Here is a 14,729-nt window from a genome sequence, read left to right on the forward strand (position 1 = left end):
AGAGGTCAGACTGTGCGCTTTTACCTCAGACGATCAGTAGCCGACTGTGTAATACGCCGTGTCGCTGATCCAGTCGGTCTGGGCCACGGGCTGCGTCACGGGGCTGGGGACCGGGTCCACCACGATGCTCAGCGCCTGCGCCAGACCCTGGCTGGTCTTGGGCTTGACGACGGCAAAGTTGCCGCCGTTCTGATAGCTGCTCAGCTCGTTCAGGTTCAGGGCGCGGCGGCTGGCGATGACCAGCACCCGGTTCAGGCCGTAGGGACCGGCCACGTCGAAGGTGAACTGATCACCGCTGGCCGGGAAGGCGCGGGTCTGTCCGGCGCGCACATAATTGCTGGAGCTGATGCGGTTGGGCAGAATCTGATCAGTACTGCCGTCCGGGTTGACGTTGAACAGGTAGACGTAGGCGTTCTCATTGACGCTGGTGTACAGCGTGATGTGTTCGCCGATGCGGTAGCTGGGATTCTGCGTGCCGCTGGGATCGCGATTCACCCACACGCGGGCGCTGAGGTTGGTGGCCACTGGATTGACGATGATGCTCTGGGCGCTGATCTTCGGCGCGGCGAAAGCGGGCGCGGCTAGGCCCAGCAGGGCGGCAGAAACGGCGAGCAGCAGGGCGGACTTCTTGAGGGACGCTGTTTTAGGGAATGCAGTCATGTTGGAGCCTCCGGGGAGAAGCAGGCGTCGCCGGTCACGCAGGGAGCCTCCCAGCGCGCGCTTTCGGTGCGTCTTTGCTTGTGTCCATACGCTACGCCCCCGCATCTGACGCCCGGTGAATGCAGGCTGACTGAAGGTGAGGAAGCTGACGTTCAGTTTCATGAGGCGTGCCCACCACTCAACAAATCAAAAAAGCAGCCTCCCAGTGATGTGGGGGCTGCCTCTCTTTGTTCTCTCTTGGCTGTGGCAGGGATACCAGGATTCGAACCTGAACAAACAGATCCAAAATCTGTTGTGCTGCCATTACACCATATCCCTATGGGTTGTTCCGCCTTCACAGTGCGGCGGTTAAAAGTATAACGGCGGCGGGCACGGGGGGTCAACTGCCGTTTGGACGGCCTTCACCCGGCATCCACACTGTAGGGACGGCAACGGGCGGCGCGTCTGACGGATGCCACGCTGGCCCCATGACCTTTAAGAAAGGCGATCAGGTGAGCTGGAACAGCCACGGCGGCGAGGCCAGGGGCCGGGTGGTCCGCGTGGCGCACGAGGACGGCGAGGTCAGCGGCTTTCAGTACTGCGCCACTCAGGACGATCCCCGCTACATCATCGAGGTGGAGGGCGGCAAGCATGTCGCGCATACGGCGGACGCCCTGTCGAAAGCCTGAGCTGGGGCCGTTTGCCTTAGCATGGCGGGCGTGAGTATTCTGCCCGACTGGCGTATCCGCGAACTGGCCCTCGCGGGCATGATCGACCCCTTCGAGGACCGTCTGGTCCGCACTGCCGAGAATCAGCAGGTGATCAGCTACGGCCTGAGCAGCTTTGGCTATGACCTGCGCTGCGCCGACGAGTGGAAGATCTTTACCAACGTCAACAGCGCCATCGTGGACCCCAAACATTTCGATGAGCGCAGTTTCGTGGACATCACGGCCAGCGAGATTATCATTCCGCCGAACTCGTTTGCGCTGGCCCGCAGCCTGGAATACCTGAAAATTCCCGATAACGTGATGGTGGTGGCGCTGGGAAAATCGACGTATGCGCGTTGCGGGTTGGTCGCAAACGTAACTCCTCTGGAACCCGGCTGGGAGGGACACGTCACCCTCGAATTCTCCAACACCACGCCGCTGCCTGCCAAGATGTACGCCTTCGAGGGCTGTGTTCAGCTTCTCTTCTTTGAAGGCGAACGCCCGGAAGTGACTTACGGGGACCGCAAGGGCAAGTACCAGGGCCAGCGGGGCGTGACGCTGCCCAAGCTTTGAGCGCCGTGAGCGTTCGCCCGCGCACCGATGCCGACTTTCCCGCGCTGGCAGAAGCCCTGCGCGGAACACACCACGCCGATGCCTACCCCTCGGTGTGGCCTGCCGATCCCGCCGCATTCCTTGCGCCGCCACTGACGCTGGGGGCCTGGGTGGCCGAGGTCAGGGGTGTGCCTGTGGGTCAGGTGGTCCTGCGGGCCGCGCCGGAGCCGGTGCCGGAATGGATTGCGGCCACCGGGTTACCAGCGCGGAAAGTCGCCTTCCTCTCACGGCTGCTCGTCGCACCGGAATCTCAGGGACAGGGGCTGGCACGTCAACTCTTCCGCGCTGCCTGGGCAGAGGCGCGGCGGCTGAATCGGCGGGCCATCCTGGATGTTCAGGCCGACGCCCCTGCCCCCATTGCCCTGTACGACAGCGAGGGCTGGGCGCGGGTGGCCACCCTGCCCGCACCCTGGACCGGGGCCGATGGCCGTCATCCGCAGATTTATGTCTACGTCTCGCCCGCCTGAGTTTGCTTGGTCCCGTCTTCATCTCTGAACGCGGCTTGAGACTTCTCTCTCCCCAGTGGGCCAATGAGCTGTCAGCCTTGCCCCATGCCAGACAAAGACGATAAGAACAGCGGCCACACCAGCCTGCCCGAGCAGTACGAGCGCAGCAAGGATGAGGTCAAGGAGATCGAAGACGGCCACAAGCCCTCTTTCAAGGGCAACAATGACCGTGAGGCGACTGCGGGCCGCAACACCGAACACGACAGCCTGAAGGAAAAGAAAGACGTGGAGGAAGCGCGTTCAGTGCCAGCCACCAAGCAGGGCTGAACACAGCAGAAAGAGAACACAGCAAAACGAGCGGGGCCAGGAGGCGAGACTTCCTGGCCCCCTTGCCGTGTCTGCGCCGCTACAGTGGGCCATGTCCGAAACTGCTCATTCCAAAGCTGACCGCCCTGGCCCCGGCGTGCTGGCCCTGGCCGCCCTGTTCGCAGCCGCAGGTATCACGCATTTTGTTGCGCCACAGTTTTTTGACCGGATCGTGCCGCCGGGCCTGCCCATGTCGGCGCGCACGGCCACGCTGATCAGCGGCGCGGCAGAGTTGGCAGGCGGGCTGGGGCTGCTGCACCCCGCCACCCGGCCCGCCGCCCGCCTGGGCCTGCTGGCCCTGCTGCTGGCAGTCTTCCCCGCCAACATCTACATGGCGCAGGAACCGCAGAAATTCGGCGTTCCCGCGTGGGTGGCCTGGGGCAGATTGCCGCTCCAGCCGCTGCTGATGTGGCTGGTCTGGCGGGCGGGGCGCAGAGGGGACTGATCTCTCTACCGACCAGGACACGTATACTCCGCAGGTAAACAAATTCTAAAGGAGCGGTTCTGGCACGAGTCGCAAGGCAGACCGTTCAAAGAGAGGTAGGGATGCCAGCACTGCTGGGACTTGCACGCGCAATAGACCGTTTTTCATCCTGGCTGGGCATCCTGATCGGCGGAGTGACGCTGCTGATGATCGGCGTCGGCCTCTTCAACGTGTTCGGGCGTTTCGCGGACCGGTATCTGGGCACCGCGTTTTCCAGCAATTCCCTGCTGGAACTCCAGTGGTACCTGTTCAGCGTGATCTTTCTGCTGGGCGGCGCATACGTGCTGAGCCTGGACGAGCATGTGCGGGTGGACGTGCTGTACGGGCGGCTGGCCCCCAAACGCCGGGCGCTGATCAATCTGCTGGGCACGCTGCTGTTTCTGCTGCCGTTCTGCGTGATCGTGCTGTGGGTGGCGATTCCGTGGTTCCAGCTCAGTTACGGCATTCAGGAAACCAGCTCCGATCCGGGTGGGCTGCTGCGCTGGCCGATCAAGCTGCTGCTGCCCATCGGCTTCGTATTCCTGTTCATTCAGGGCGTCAGCGAGGCCATTAAGGCGGCAGGCGCGCTGACTGGCCACTACGAGTACCGCACCCAGGACGAGCTGGACGAGCTGGCGGCCCTGGCTGCCGACGTACAACTGGACCGCGCTGGGCTGGACGGGTTGCTGGTGGGCCTCCCCGACGAGGCCGAGAAACAGATGAATGAAAACCAGAGGAAAAAATAGTGGACGCCATCGGCCTGTGGATGTTTTTCGGGGCGTTCATTCTCATTTTCAGCGGTTTCCCAGTGGCCTTCTCGCTGGCCGGAACCGCCATTATTTTTGGGTTGATCGGGCTGGGGACCGGCCACTTCGACGCGCTGCTGCTGCGCGCCATTCCAGACCGCATCTTCGGCACCATGAGCAACTTCACCCTGCTGGCGATTCCGTATTTCGTGTTTATGGGCGGCATTCTGGGCAAGAGCGGGCTGGCCGAGGACCTGCTGCGAACGGCGGGCCTGCTGTTCGGGCGGCTGCGCGGCGGCATTGCGGTGGCCGTGGTGCTGGTGGGCCTGCTGCTGGCCGCCACGACGGGGGTGGTGGCCGCCACGGTGGTCACGATGGGTCTGATCAGCCTGCCGATCATGCTGCGCTACGGCTACGACAAGGGGCTGGCCAGCGGCGTGATCGCGGCGTCGGGCACGCTGGGGCAGGTGATTCCGCCCAGCGTGGTGCTGGTGGTGCTGGGAAGCGAACTGGGCGTGTCGGTAGGCGATCTGTTCCTGGGTTCGCTGGTGCCGGGGCTGATGCTGGCGGCGCTGTACATCGTGTACGTGATCGTGCGTTCGGCCATGAATCCCAAGCTGGCCCCGGCCATGCCCGCCGCCGAGCTGAACATCAAGCCCGCCGCGATGGCGCTGCAAGTGCTGCGGGCCATGATCCCGCCGCTGCTGCTGATCTTCGCGGTGCTAGGGTCCATCTTCTTCGGCCTTGCAACAGCCACCGAAGCCGGGGCCGTCGGGGCGCTGGGCGCGGTGCTGCTGGCCCTCGCCAACCGCAAGATGACGCGCGCGGCGTTGTGGGAAGTGACCCTCTCCACCGCCCGCCTGACCACCTTCGTCATCTTCATCCTGATCGGCTCCACGTCGTTCTCGCTGGTGTTCCGGGCGCTGGACGGCGATCTGTACATGCAGAATATCCTGGCCAACCTGCCAGGCGGGGTGCTGGGCTTCCTGATCGTGACCAATCTGGCCATCTTCATCCTGGGCTTCTTTCTGGATTTCTTTGAAATCGCCTTTATCCTGCTGCCGATCTTCGCGCCCGTTGCCCGTGATCTGGGCGTGGACATGATCTGGTACGGCATCCTGCTGGGGATCAACCTCCAGACCAGTTTCCTGACGCCGCCGTTTGGGTTCTCGCTGTTCTACCTGCGCGGTATCGCGGGCAAATATCTGGCCACCACCGACATTTACCGGGGGGTGGTGCCGTTCATCTTCATCCAGATTTTCGTACTGGTGCTGTGCGTGGCCTTCCCCGGCCTGACCGGACTGCGGGCAGCGGGGCCGTGAAAAAATGGCAGAGGTGGAGCGCACAAAAGGCTCCACCTCTTTCCCAGATTGCCTCGCTTCCAGATTGCTATAGAACAGAGGCCCGCACAAATTCAGTGCGGGCCTCTGTTCTGTTGAGGGGCTTTAGCTGGTGAAGTCAATCATGGGGCGGTCATTGACCTGATGCCAGGCGCGCACATCGCGGCGGAAGGCGTTCCAGGGCGTGTACACCTTCTTGTAATCGGCATTCTTGGCCGAGTTCTCGGCGTGCAGTTCCTGGGTGGCCTTGTTGCCCGCCTTGAGGATGTCGCTGGAGTAACGGCGGATCAGGGTGCCGCCCTTCTTGAGGCGTTGCAGCGCAGCCTGGTTCTTGGCGTCGTAGTCGGCGGCGACGGCCAGGTTGGCCTCGGCACAGGCACTCGCCAGAATTTCCTTGTACGCCTTGGGCAGCGCGGCGTAGGCTTTCTTCCCCACCATCAGATCAAAGGCCGCGCTGGGTTCCCACCAGCCGGGAGCGTAGTAGAACTTGGCAGCTTTTTGCAGCCCCAGTTTCTCGTCGTCGTATGGCCCGACCCACTCGGCGGCGTCAATCGCGCCACGGTCCAGCGCCAGATAGATCTCGCCGCCGGGCAGCACCTGCACGTTCACGCCCAGCTTGGCCATGACCTGCCCGCCGATGCCGGGAATGCGCATCTTGAGGCCCTTGAAGTCCGCCGCTGTCTTGACTTCCTTCTTGAACCAGCCACCCATCTGCGCGGTGGTGTTGCCCGCCGGAAACTGGATGATCCCGAAGTCGTCATAGACGGCGCGCATCAGCTCCAGGCCGCCCGCGCTGTAAATCCAGGCGTTCTGCTCGGAGGCGGTCAGGCCGAAGGGAACGCCAGTGGCAAAACCCAGGGTGGGGTTCTTGCCCACGTAGTAGTACCCGGCGCTGTGGCCGCATTCCACGGTGCCCTGCTGCACGGCGTCCAGCACCTGCAAACCGGGGACCAGTTCGCCCGCCTCGTAGGCCCGGATGGTGAACTTGCCGTCGGTCATGGCGCTCACACGGTCCGCGATCATCTGCGCGCCGCCGAACAGAACGTCCAGGCTCTTGGGCCAGCTCGTGGCGCATTTCCAGCGCACGTTGCCGGTCTGGGCGAAGCTGTGGGGCGAGAAAACGGTGCTGGCCGCAGCGGTGGCGGCAGCTCCTTTCAAGAACTTACGGCGGTCAATTCCCATGAATACCCTCCTGTGAACGCCCCTGAACCTTATGGCACACGACGTTTTTTCTGGTTGAAGATGGCGGCAGTATAACGGGCAATCCCGATCTGCACTTCATACAGAGGATCAGCCCGGTCTCAACCGATGGTCAAGGCTTCCAGCGCCGCCCGTAGAACCGGGGGCAGGTCCACCGGACGCCGCGAGGCCCGGTCCACGTAGACATGCACGAAATGACCCTGTGCGGCAGCTTCTTCTGCCCCTTCTTGAAACACTGCCAGCTCGTAGCGCACGCTGCTGCGGCCCAGTTTTGCCACCCGCACACCCACACTCAGCGGTTCAGGAAAAGAGACAGGCGCGAAGAAGGCGCAGCCTGTCTCTACCACCAGACCGATCACCTCTCCCCCACGGATGTCCAGCGCGCCCTGGGCGGCCAGATAAGCGTTGACCGCCGTATCAAAGTAGGCGTAGTAGGTCACGTTGTTGACATGGCCATACACGTCGTTGTCGGCCCAGCGGGTCTGGATCGGGTGATGGTACGGATAGGCGGCGCGGGGCTGAGGCGTGGGACGGGTCATAGAGCCAGAGTAAAGCCGCCCGCTAGACTTGGGCCATGACTCAAAACGCAGCTCAGAACAACCCGAAAATCGTGATCGTGGCGGCGCGGCGCACGCCGATTGGCAGCTTCATGGGCGGATTGAAGGACGTATCCGCCGCTGAACTGGGCGTGGCGGCGGCGCGGGCGGTGGCCGAAGGGCTGCCCGGCGACGATATTGCCGACGTGATCGTGGGCAACGTGCTTCAGGCCGGGAATGGCATGAACGTGGCCCGGCAGGTGGCGCTGGGCACTGGGCTGGCGGACCATGTGCCGGGATTGACGGTCAACCGCGTGTGCGGCAGCGGCTTGCAGTCGGTGATCAGCGCCGCACAGGGGTTGAAATCTGGCGATGGCAGACTGTATCTGGCGGGCGGCACCGAGTCCATGAGCCGCGCCCCATACCTGCTGCCGCGCGCCCGCGAGGGCTACCGTCTGGGCCACGCAACGGCACTGGACAGCATCCTCAGCGAAGGGCTGACCGACGTGTTCAACGATTACCATATGGGCATCACGGCAGAAAATATTGCCGCCCAGTGGGGCATTACACGCGAAGAACAGGACGCCTTCGCGCTGGAAAGCCAGAACCGCGCCGCTGCCGCGCTGGCTGGCGGACACTTTGCCGACGAACTGGTGGCGATAGAAGTGCCCGGCAAGAAAGGCCCCACCACCTTTGACACCGACGAGTACCCGCGCGCCACCTCTGCCGAAGCCCTGGCGAAATTGCGCCCGGCCTTCAAGAAAGACGGCACCGTGACGGCGGGCAACGCCAGCGGCCTGAACGATGGGGCAGCCATGCTGGCCGTGACCACCGAGGACTACGCCAGAGCCAATGGCCTGAGCATTCTGGCCGAGATCAGCGGTTACGCGGCGATTGGCGTGGACCCCAAAGTCATGGGCATCGGCCCAGCAAAAGCCGTTCCTATCGCGCTGGAGCGGGCCGGGCTAACCCTGGCTGACGTGGATCTACTGGAGCTGAACGAGGCGTTCGCCGCCCAGTCGCTGGCCGTGCTGCGCGATCTGGGGGCGGACCCGGCAAAGGTGAACATCACCGGGGGCGCGATTGCGCTGGGCCACCCCATCGGCGCAAGTGGGGCGCGGGTGCTGGTCACGCTGATTCACGCGCTGCGGCGCACCGAGAAGGAAATCGGAGTGGCCAGCCTGTGCATCGGCGGCGGCATGGGCATCGCTGTGGTGATCCGGGCCAGGAACTGACGTGACCACCGAAGCCGAGAAGGAACTGTTCCTGGCGATCCGCGCCAACGACGCCGGAGCTGTGCGCGAGTTGGTGGGCGAGGACCGCGCACTGCTGACAGCACTCAGCCCGATGGGCGTGTCCCCGGTGCTGTTCGCCGCCTATTACCGACATCCCGAGATGGCCCGCGTGCTGGTGCAGGAGGGCGCGGCGCTGGATATTTTTGAGGCAGCGGCAATTGGGGAAACAGCGCATGTGCGCGAGTTGCTGGACGCCGATTCCGCGCTGCTCAATAACGTCAACTCAGACGGCTTTTCCCCGCTGGGCCTGTCTGCTTTCTTCGGTCAGGAGGAGGTGGCGGCGCTGCTCCTTTCGCTTGGGGCAGACGCGAATACGGTCAGCCAGAATGCCATGCAAGTTGGGCCGCTGCATTCGGCGGTGACGGGGAACCACACCAACCTCGTTCGGAAGTTGCTGGAAGCTGGGGCGGATGTGAATGCCGTCCAGAATAGCGGTTTTACCCCGCTGATGGGCGCGGCACAGAACGGCAACGCCGAACTAGTCAGGCTGCTGCTCTCGCACGGGGCGGGAACCGGGGCCGTGAATGAGGACGGATTCAGCGCCGCCGATCTGGCGCAGGAGGAGGGCCACGGCGAGGTGCTGATCCTGCTGGCGGGGCCGCCCTGAACAGGCGTTCATAGACCCTCAAGAAACTGGGAAGGCGGGCCGTATCCGCCTCAGCCTGCCACGGCACACACTGAGATATGAGTGACGAGCGCAGAACAGACGTTCCCAACCCCAACGTGATCGGCCCCGAAACCGATGGGAAAACGGGCGCAGTGACAGGGTTCAGCACGCCGGACCCCAAGGACCACCACACGGTTGTTTACACCACCACACCTGGGGATGACCGGGTGGGCAGCGCGGACCACGGCGAGAATGCGCCGCCAGCAATGGAGTCCGCACACGAGACCACCGGCAAATATGACCATCTGGCCACGCGGGACGTAGAAGCGATGGAACACACGCCCGAAGCCCCCGAATTTGCCGGGGCGCAGACGGTGGCGGGCCTGGGCGGCGAGGCGCTGGATGAGGTCATTCCCACGGCGGGCCTGGGCGTGAATCCGGCGGCGGCGCTGAGCCGTGGCCCCGTGGTGGGCCGCGCCGACCAGAACCCCGGCTACACGCCCCCCAGCGAGAAGGTCGTGCCGCACGTCCGCGAGCAGCCCGGCGATCTGCTGCCCGGTCAATCCGAGGAACTGGAAGACGAGATCAGCGGTAACCAGCGCTGACCTGCCTGTCCTGAACTGACTGCCCAACTGAAGAGGCCGCACGGAGCTGATCCGGCGGCCTTTTCAGTTGGGCAGTTCTAGAGAGGGGAAACGTACACCACGCCGTCCTCGACTTCAGTTCTGAACAGCCTGACAGGCTTTACGGCGGGCAGCGATTTGGCCTTGCCCGTCGCCAGCTCGAACTTCGCGCCGTGTTTCTGGCAGGTGATCCGGCCCATCTGGACCTCGCCGCCCAGCAGGGGGTAATCCTGGTGGGTGCAGTTGTTTCGCAGGGCATAGAACACGCCCTCGTAATTCACCACCAGCACGCTGATGCCGTCCATGTCCACGGCGGTCTGGTGGCCTTCGGGCATCTCGGCTTCTGGACCCACCCGGACCCGCTCACTGCTCGTCGCTGCGCTCATTGCTGCGAGTCTAGAGCAGTTCCAGCAGTGGGCGGCTGGACGCCACCAGAGGGCAGGCCACTCAGCGCATCCGTGTGTTCCGTAGCAGGGCGGCGCGGCCCTTTCTGACCATTGATTGAAAAAGGGTCTGGTGGGTCTTGCGTGCCCCCGCAGACCCTTTGACCCCTAGCACTTCAGGCGAACTTCGGCTGCCGTCCCAGCGCCCGCAGGCAAATCATGCTGCTGATATAGACGGCGGTGGTCAGGCCGAGGAGGGCCAACAGGACGACAAACGCAGCCTGCAGCCCCAGCTCTGGCGGTGACGGTGGCGCGCGGATCAATGCTGTACACCACGCCGCCCCGGTCCTTGGCGGCTTTCAGGTAATGCATGATCGGCGGCAGGGTTACGGCGATATCCGCGCCCACCAGCAGGATCAGGTCACTGCCCGCCATGTCCCCCAGCGGAAAGCCCGGCCCCCGGTCATAGTCCACCGTGCGGTTCAGCGCCGCCGAGGCCGAGGCCATGCAGTAGCGCCCGTTGTAGTCAATGTTGGGCGTCTTCAAGGCCAGCGGCGCGAATTTGCCCAGCAGATACGTCTTCTTGTTGGTCAGGCTACCGCTGCCGAAGACACCTACCGCCGCCGGATTGCTGTCCAGCAAAGGCGTCAGCGCGTCCCGCACGTAGGCCAACGCCTCGGCCCAGGACACGGGCACCAGTTGACCGTTCTTGCGGAGCAGCGGATCGGTCAGGCGTTCGGGGTGACGCAGATCGTTCAGGGCCGCCAGTCCCTTCTTACAGACCATGCCGCGCGCCACCGGGCATTCCCTGGTGGGCATCAGCTTCACAGCCAGCCCGTTTTCGACATGAACATCGAAGTTGCACTGCACTGCGCAGTGCGGACAGTGGTGCGGACGACGCGTGGGCCGGATGATGGAAGGGAGGGCGCAGTCATGGGTCTGAGCCTGCAGGAGAGCTTGCGATCTGTCAAGGATATATTTGACTAAACGGCGCTAATTTTGGATCATATTGCAGATTATATTTAGATTTTTTGCAATCTGTTTAAATATCTCTTGACAAATTGTATAAGATCGGTCCAAATGGGCAGCAGGTCTGGCCCCACGCCAGCCCGACTCCCCCGCCCCCAACCGTGGAGGACGTTTCAGGAGCCTTGCTATGCCTCAACCACACAACCAACCTTCAACTCTGCCCGCCTCAGCACACCCGCCCCCGTTACCGGGCGGCACTGCTCTGCCCGCCCACACCAACGCCCTGATCTGCTCATGCGAGAACTTGCGCGCCGACGCCGTATGCGCCACGATTGGGGATGGGGCGCGCGATATCAAGGCGCTGAAAAGTTGCACCGGGGCCGGGACAGGCTGCGGCGGCTGCGTGCCCAGCCTGCACGGCCTGCTGCAAAGCGAGTTGCAGCGGCTGGGTGAGACGGTCAGCAACCACCTGTACGAACACTTTGCGTACTCGCGCCAGGAACTGTTTGATCTGATCCGGGGCAGGGGATACCGCGCCTGGGACGACGTGCTGGCCGCGCACGGCACGGGTCTGGGCTGCGAGGTCTGCAAGCCCGCCGTGGGCAGCATCCTTGCCAGCCTGCACAACGAATACGTGCTGAAGCCGCAGCACGCCCCCCCTCAGGACACCAACGACGCCTTTCTGGCCAACATCCAGAAGAACGGCACGTATTCGGTGATGCCGCGCGTGCCAGGCGGGGAAGTCACGGCAGACGGGCTGATCGCCATTGGCGAGGTGGCGCGCAGATACAGCCTGTACTGCAAGATCACGGGCGGGCAACGCATTGATCTGCTGGGCGCACAGCGCGACGACTTGCCCGCCATCTGGGCCGAGCTGATCGCGGCGGGCTTTGAGAGCGGTCACGCCTACGGCAAGAGCCTGCGGACAATCAAGAGTTGTATGGATTCAACGTGGTGCCGCTACGGCATGCAGGACAGCACCACGCTGGCGATCCGACTGGAACTGCGCTACCGGGGCCTTCGCAGCCCGCACAAGCTGAAAAGCGGCGTTTCCGGCTGCATCCGCGAGTGTGCCGAGGCCCGCAGCAAGGACTTCGGCATCATCGCCACCGAGGCGGGCTGGAACCTGTACGTGGGCGGCAACGGCGGCGTGACCCCCAAACATGCCCTGCTGCTGGCCGAGGGACTGGATGAGCCAACGCTGACCCGCACGGTTGACCGCTACCTGATGTTCTATATCCGCACCGCAGACCGCCTCCAGCGCACCAGCGCGTGGCTGGAAGGCGGCCTGGATTATCTGCGCGGGGCGATTGGACGACTCGCTGGGCCTGGGCGCCGATGTGGACGCTGCGATGGATCAGCACGCCCTCAGCTACGAGGACGAGTGGGCCGCCGCCCTGGCCGATCCCGCCACGCCCGCCCGGTTTCGCACCTTCGTGAATGCCGACACCCGCGACACCGGATTGCAGTGGGTGGAGGAACGCGGCCAGTTGCGCCCAGCGTTCGTCCATGAGATGACGCAAGGTCTGACGCCGCTGCCGATGGCGGGCGGGGACGACTAGCAAACAGCCTTCAGACCTCCAGCCCTTCAGCCTTTTTAACTCTCAGACCACTCCAAGGAGTTCCCATAACCCTCAACCTCAACACCCATTCCACCCCTTCCCTTCCCTCCTGGCAGCGCGTGTGCGGACTGGCGGACATTCTGCCGGGCCTGGGCGTCTGCGCGCTGGTGGAGGGGCGGCAGATCGCCGTCTTTCATGTGGCCGGGCGGGTCTGCGCCGTGGGCAACCGCAATCCCTTCACCGGGGCGGACGTGATCTCGCGCGGGCTGACCGGGAGTTACCGCAGCGGAGATGCAGAGGAACGGCCTAAGGTGGCCTCGCCGCTGCTGAAACACACCTTTGATCTGGCAACGGAGCAGGCGCTGGACCACGCGGACATGACCCTGCCCACCTACTCTGCGCGGGTTGAGGGAGGTGAGGTATGGATTGGTTTGGTGGACTGAAGGTGCTGAGTCTGGAATCGCGCCGCGCCGAGGAAATGGGAACGCTCATCGGCAAGTACGGCGGCGTGCCCGTGGTGGCCCCCAGCATGCGTGAGCAGAAACTGGACCTGACCCGCGCGCTGGACGCCTTTGAGCGGGCGTTGGCCGCCGGGGACATTCATGCGCTGGCCTGCATGACCGGCGTGGGCACCCGCATGTTCCTGCGCGAACTGGCCGCCCGTGACCCGCGCCATCTGGACACCTTGCGCGGCATTCAACTGGTGGCGCGCGGCAACAAACCTATGCAGGCGCTCAAGGAATTCGGTCTGCTGGGCGTGAATGTCGCCAAACCCCACACCTGGCACGAGGTTCAGGCCCACCTGCTGACCACGTTGGAAGCCGGGCAGCACGCGGTTCTGCTGGAATACGGCGAGGCCATGCCCGCCCCGATGCTACGCGAACTGTCTTTTGCGGGCCTGCGCGTGACCAGCCTGCCGGTCTACCGCTGCGCCTTTCCGCTGGACACTGGCCCACTGGACGCAGCGGTGCGCGACTGCATTCTGGGCGGCCCGGACGTGCTGCTGCTGTCCAGCGGCACCCAGGCCCTGCACTTCCTGAAATACGCTGAGGGGCTGGGGCTGCTCTCGCACGCCCGCGATGCGCTGAACCGTCTGATGATCGTCAGCATCGGCCCAGCGTGCAGCGAGGCCGCCGCCGATCTGGGCCTGCGAATCGACCTGGAAGCCAACCCCCACAAGATGGGGATTCTGGTGCGTCTGGCCGCCCAACACGCGCCGGGCATTATTGAGAAGCGGCGGCTTTTGCGGGCAGGTTAGGGAACTCAACCCCCATCCCTCAATACAGCGGGAGAATGCCGTGCCAGAAGCGCAAGAGGGATTTTCCTTACAGCAACCGCCCGTCATCCCCAGCGTCCGGCGTCTGCACGGGCACGCCGCGCGCATTCAGGGCCTCGCGCAGCATGGGGATATTCTTGAGGGCGTGGCCTTTAGTCGTATTTTCAAAAAAGATATAGATTTCCGATAAATCCTCGGCCACCAGCGCAATTTTCTCGGCCCACTCGTCCATCTCGGCGCGGTTGTACAGGTAATCGTGGCGTTCGGCGGCGCTTTTGCCCTCCCACCAGCTTCCCTCGTTGCGCCCGTGCAGGCGCAGGTAGCCCACGTCCCCGGTGACATGCACCTGCGGTTCGGGCATGCCGCCCACCGGGGGGTAATCGGGACTGACCCAGAGCAGGCCAAATTCCCCCATGCCCTCGCGCACCTCAGGCTTGTCCCAACTGCCGTGGCGCAACTCCACGGCCAGTTCATGTCCAGCAAAGCGTTCAGACAGCGCCAGCAGGTATTTGCGGTTGTCGGCGGTGCGGTGAAACGAGTACGGAAACTGCGCCAGATACGGCCCCATCAATCCGGCGTCGCGCAGAGGCTCAGGGCTTTGCAGCATCCGGTCATAGTCGGCATCGGTGGGGGCGCGGTCATGCGTGAACGCCTTGTTCAGCTTGACGGCAAAACGCGTGCGCCCGCCCGACTTGCGTGCCATGCCCTCAAAGGCTTTCAGGCCGGGAATAGCATAGAAAGAGCTGTTGAGTTCCACGGCGTCGAAATGCCGGGCATAGGCGTCCAGATAGCCGTCTTTTTTCACGCCTTCGTAGATCAGGCCAGGGGCCGTCCAGTCGTCGTTGCTGTAGCCGCCGCAGCCGATATACACGCGCATGGCTTCAGGGTAAAGCGTGGCCCAGACCAAAGGGGCGGGGATGAAGGCGGGTTCAAGGCGGAAGGCAAAAGAAGAGGCGCGG

The 14,729-nt window shown here is 63.9% G+C and carries 19 protein-coding genes and 1 tRNA gene; 13 read left to right on the top strand and 7 right to left on the bottom strand.

Going from position 1 to position 14,729, the window contains the following annotated elements; translation table 11 throughout:
- Positions 1-33 precede the first annotated feature (33 nt).
- Together DAAJ005_RS16425 and DAAJ005_RS16430 are read right to left on the bottom strand one after the other, a co-directional pair.
- On the bottom strand, positions 34-660 hold the full coding sequence (locus DAAJ005_RS16425) for a DUF4384 domain-containing protein (RefSeq protein ID WP_151848046.1): 627 nt from the start codon (positions 658-660) through the stop codon (positions 34-36).
- A 244-nt stretch (positions 661-904) separates the two neighbouring features.
- Positions 905-978: transfer RNA gene (locus DAAJ005_RS16430), tRNA-Gln, on the bottom strand.
- 149 nt (positions 979-1,127) lie between these two features.
- Between DAAJ005_RS16430 and DAAJ005_RS16435 the strand changes: the two genes are divergently transcribed.
- From DAAJ005_RS16435 to DAAJ005_RS16465, 7 genes are all read left to right on the top strand, one after another.
- Positions 1,128-1,328, top strand: coding sequence for a DUF2945 domain-containing protein (locus DAAJ005_RS16435; RefSeq protein ID WP_151848047.1), 201 nt, complete (start codon positions 1,128-1,130; stop codon positions 1,326-1,328).
- Between the two features lie 30 nt (positions 1,329-1,358).
- Positions 1,359-1,919, top strand: coding sequence for a dCTP deaminase (gene dcd, locus DAAJ005_RS16440; RefSeq protein WP_151848048.1), 561 nt, complete (start codon positions 1,359-1,361; stop codon positions 1,917-1,919).
- A gap of 5 nt (positions 1,920-1,924) precedes the next feature.
- Positions 1,925-2,425, top strand: coding sequence for a GNAT family N-acetyltransferase (locus tag DAAJ005_RS16445; protein ID WP_226342488.1), 501 nt, complete (start codon positions 1,925-1,927; stop codon positions 2,423-2,425).
- Between the two features lie 84 nt (positions 2,426-2,509).
- Positions 2,510-2,731, top strand: a complete 222-nt coding sequence (locus DAAJ005_RS16450) for a hypothetical protein (RefSeq protein ID WP_075831434.1) — start codon at positions 2,510-2,512, stop codon at positions 2,729-2,731.
- Positions 2,732-2,822: 91 nt separating this feature from the next.
- Positions 2,823-3,215: a hypothetical protein gene (locus DAAJ005_RS16455; protein ID WP_151848050.1), complete on the top strand. Its 393-nt coding sequence runs from the start codon at positions 2,823-2,825 to the stop codon at positions 3,213-3,215.
- Between the two features lie 101 nt (positions 3,216-3,316).
- Positions 3,317-3,979: a TRAP transporter small permease subunit gene (locus DAAJ005_RS16460; RefSeq protein ID WP_151848051.1), complete on the top strand. Its 663-nt coding sequence runs from the start codon at positions 3,317-3,319 to the stop codon at positions 3,977-3,979.
- Positions 3,979-5,301 (top strand): TRAP transporter large permease subunit, encoded by a 1,323-nt coding sequence (locus tag DAAJ005_RS16465; RefSeq protein ID WP_226342489.1) that lies wholly within the window; start codon positions 3,979-3,981, stop codon positions 5,299-5,301. The genes DAAJ005_RS16460 and DAAJ005_RS16465 overlap by 1 nt, the downstream gene beginning before the upstream one ends.
- Before the next feature lie 123 nt (positions 5,302-5,424).
- Here the strand turns inward: DAAJ005_RS16465 and DAAJ005_RS16470 are convergent, their stop codons facing one another.
- A complete protein-coding gene (locus DAAJ005_RS16470) occupies positions 5,425-6,501 on the bottom strand; it encodes a TRAP transporter substrate-binding protein (protein WP_175607397.1) in 1,077 nt (358 codons plus the stop codon).
- Between the two features lie 119 nt (positions 6,502-6,620).
- Complete coding sequence (locus DAAJ005_RS16475) at positions 6,621-7,058, bottom strand: thioesterase family protein (protein WP_151848052.1); 438 nt, start codon at positions 7,056-7,058, stop codon at positions 6,621-6,623.
- A gap of 35 nt (positions 7,059-7,093) precedes the next feature.
- Between DAAJ005_RS16475 and DAAJ005_RS16480 the strand changes: the two genes are divergently transcribed.
- The 3 genes from DAAJ005_RS16480 (at position 7,094) to DAAJ005_RS16490 (ending at position 9,562) form a co-directional block, all read left to right on the top strand.
- Complete coding sequence (locus DAAJ005_RS16480) at positions 7,094-8,290, top strand: acetyl-CoA C-acetyltransferase (RefSeq protein WP_151848053.1); 1,197 nt, start codon at positions 7,094-7,096, stop codon at positions 8,288-8,290.
- Between the two features lies 1 nt (position 8,291).
- Positions 8,292-8,957 (top strand): ankyrin repeat domain-containing protein, encoded by a 666-nt coding sequence (locus tag DAAJ005_RS16485; RefSeq protein WP_151848054.1) that lies wholly within the window; start codon positions 8,292-8,294, stop codon positions 8,955-8,957.
- 77 nt (positions 8,958-9,034) lie between these two features.
- Positions 9,035-9,562 (top strand): hypothetical protein, encoded by a 528-nt coding sequence (locus tag DAAJ005_RS16490; RefSeq protein WP_151848055.1) that lies wholly within the window; start codon positions 9,035-9,037, stop codon positions 9,560-9,562.
- Between the two features lie 77 nt (positions 9,563-9,639).
- Here DAAJ005_RS16490 and DAAJ005_RS16495 read toward each other — a convergent pair whose 3' ends face one another.
- Positions 9,640-9,966 carry a non-heme iron oxygenase ferredoxin subunit gene (locus DAAJ005_RS16495; RefSeq protein ID WP_151848056.1) on the bottom strand — a complete coding sequence of 109 codons (327 nt, stop codon included), beginning with the start codon at positions 9,964-9,966 and terminating at the stop codon, positions 9,640-9,642.
- 165 nt (positions 9,967-10,131) lie between these two features.
- On the bottom strand, positions 10,132-10,833 hold the full coding sequence (locus tag DAAJ005_RS16500; protein WP_370519734.1) for a molybdopterin oxidoreductase family protein: 702 nt from the start codon (positions 10,831-10,833) through the stop codon (positions 10,132-10,134).
- A gap of 286 nt (positions 10,834-11,119) precedes the next feature.
- Between DAAJ005_RS16500 and DAAJ005_RS16505 the strand changes: the two genes are divergently transcribed.
- The 3 genes from DAAJ005_RS16505 (at position 11,120) to DAAJ005_RS16515 (ending at position 13,752) form a co-directional block, all read left to right on the top strand.
- Entirely contained in the window at positions 11,120-12,445 is a 1,326-nt protein-coding gene (locus tag DAAJ005_RS16505; RefSeq protein ID WP_226342490.1) for a (2Fe-2S)-binding protein, read from the top strand.
- 168 nt (positions 12,446-12,613) lie between these two features.
- Positions 12,614-12,937 (top strand): nitrite reductase (NAD(P)H) small subunit, encoded by a 324-nt coding sequence (locus DAAJ005_RS16510; protein WP_226342491.1) that lies wholly within the window; start codon positions 12,614-12,616, stop codon positions 12,935-12,937.
- Complete coding sequence (locus DAAJ005_RS16515; RefSeq protein WP_151848058.1) at positions 12,916-13,752, top strand: uroporphyrinogen-III synthase; 837 nt, start codon at positions 12,916-12,918, stop codon at positions 13,750-13,752. The genes DAAJ005_RS16510 and DAAJ005_RS16515 overlap by 22 nt, the downstream gene beginning before the upstream one ends.
- 67 nt (positions 13,753-13,819) lie before the next feature.
- On the opposite strand, the gene DAAJ005_RS16520 is transcribed toward DAAJ005_RS16515, so the two are convergent.
- The gene (locus DAAJ005_RS16520; RefSeq protein ID WP_151848059.1) at positions 13,820-14,647 is read right to left on the bottom strand and encodes a DUF72 domain-containing protein; all 828 of its coding nucleotides are present in this window, start codon (positions 14,645-14,647) and stop codon (positions 13,820-13,822) included.
- Positions 14,648-14,729 lie beyond the last annotated feature (82 nt).

It is taken from the genome of Deinococcus sp. AJ005 (assembly GCF_009017495.1).
GTDB lineage: Bacteria > Deinococcota > Deinococci > Deinococcales > Deinococcaceae > Deinococcus.

Coding starts and splice junctions, on each gene's coding strand:
- DAAJ005_RS16475 (WP_151848052.1), bottom strand. CDS start 7,058: ATGACCCGTCCCACGCCTCAGCCCCGCGCCGCCTATCCGTACCATCAC.
- DAAJ005_RS16505 (WP_226342490.1), top strand. CDS start 11,120: ATGCCTCAACCACACAACCAACCTTCAACTCTGCCCGCCTCAGCACAC.
- DAAJ005_RS16450 (WP_075831434.1), top strand. CDS start 2,510: ATGCCAGACAAAGACGATAAGAACAGCGGCCACACCAGCCTGCCCGAG.
- DAAJ005_RS16470 (WP_175607397.1), bottom strand. CDS start 6,501: ATGGGAATTGACCGCCGTAAGTTCTTGAAAGGAGCTGCCGCCACCGCT.
- DAAJ005_RS16480 (WP_151848053.1), top strand. CDS start 7,094: ATGACTCAAAACGCAGCTCAGAACAACCCGAAAATCGTGATCGTGGCG.
- DAAJ005_RS16425 (WP_151848046.1), bottom strand. CDS start 660: ATGACTGCATTCCCTAAAACAGCGTCCCTCAAGAAGTCCGCCCTGCTG.
- DAAJ005_RS16515 (WP_151848058.1), top strand. CDS start 12,916: ATGGATTGGTTTGGTGGACTGAAGGTGCTGAGTCTGGAATCGCGCCGC.
- DAAJ005_RS16495 (WP_151848056.1), bottom strand. CDS start 9,966: ATGAGCGCAGCGACGAGCAGTGAGCGGGTCCGGGTGGGTCCAGAAGCC.
- DAAJ005_RS16460 (WP_151848051.1), top strand. CDS start 3,317: ATGCCAGCACTGCTGGGACTTGCACGCGCAATAGACCGTTTTTCATCC.
- DAAJ005_RS16520 (WP_151848059.1), bottom strand. CDS start 14,647: ATGCGCGTGTATATCGGCTGCGGCGGCTACAGCAACGACGACTGGACG.
- DAAJ005_RS16435 (WP_151848047.1), top strand. CDS start 1,128: ATGACCTTTAAGAAAGGCGATCAGGTGAGCTGGAACAGCCACGGCGGC.
- DAAJ005_RS16455 (WP_151848050.1), top strand. CDS start 2,823: ATGTCCGAAACTGCTCATTCCAAAGCTGACCGCCCTGGCCCCGGCGTG.
- DAAJ005_RS16490 (WP_151848055.1), top strand. CDS start 9,035: ATGAGTGACGAGCGCAGAACAGACGTTCCCAACCCCAACGTGATCGGC.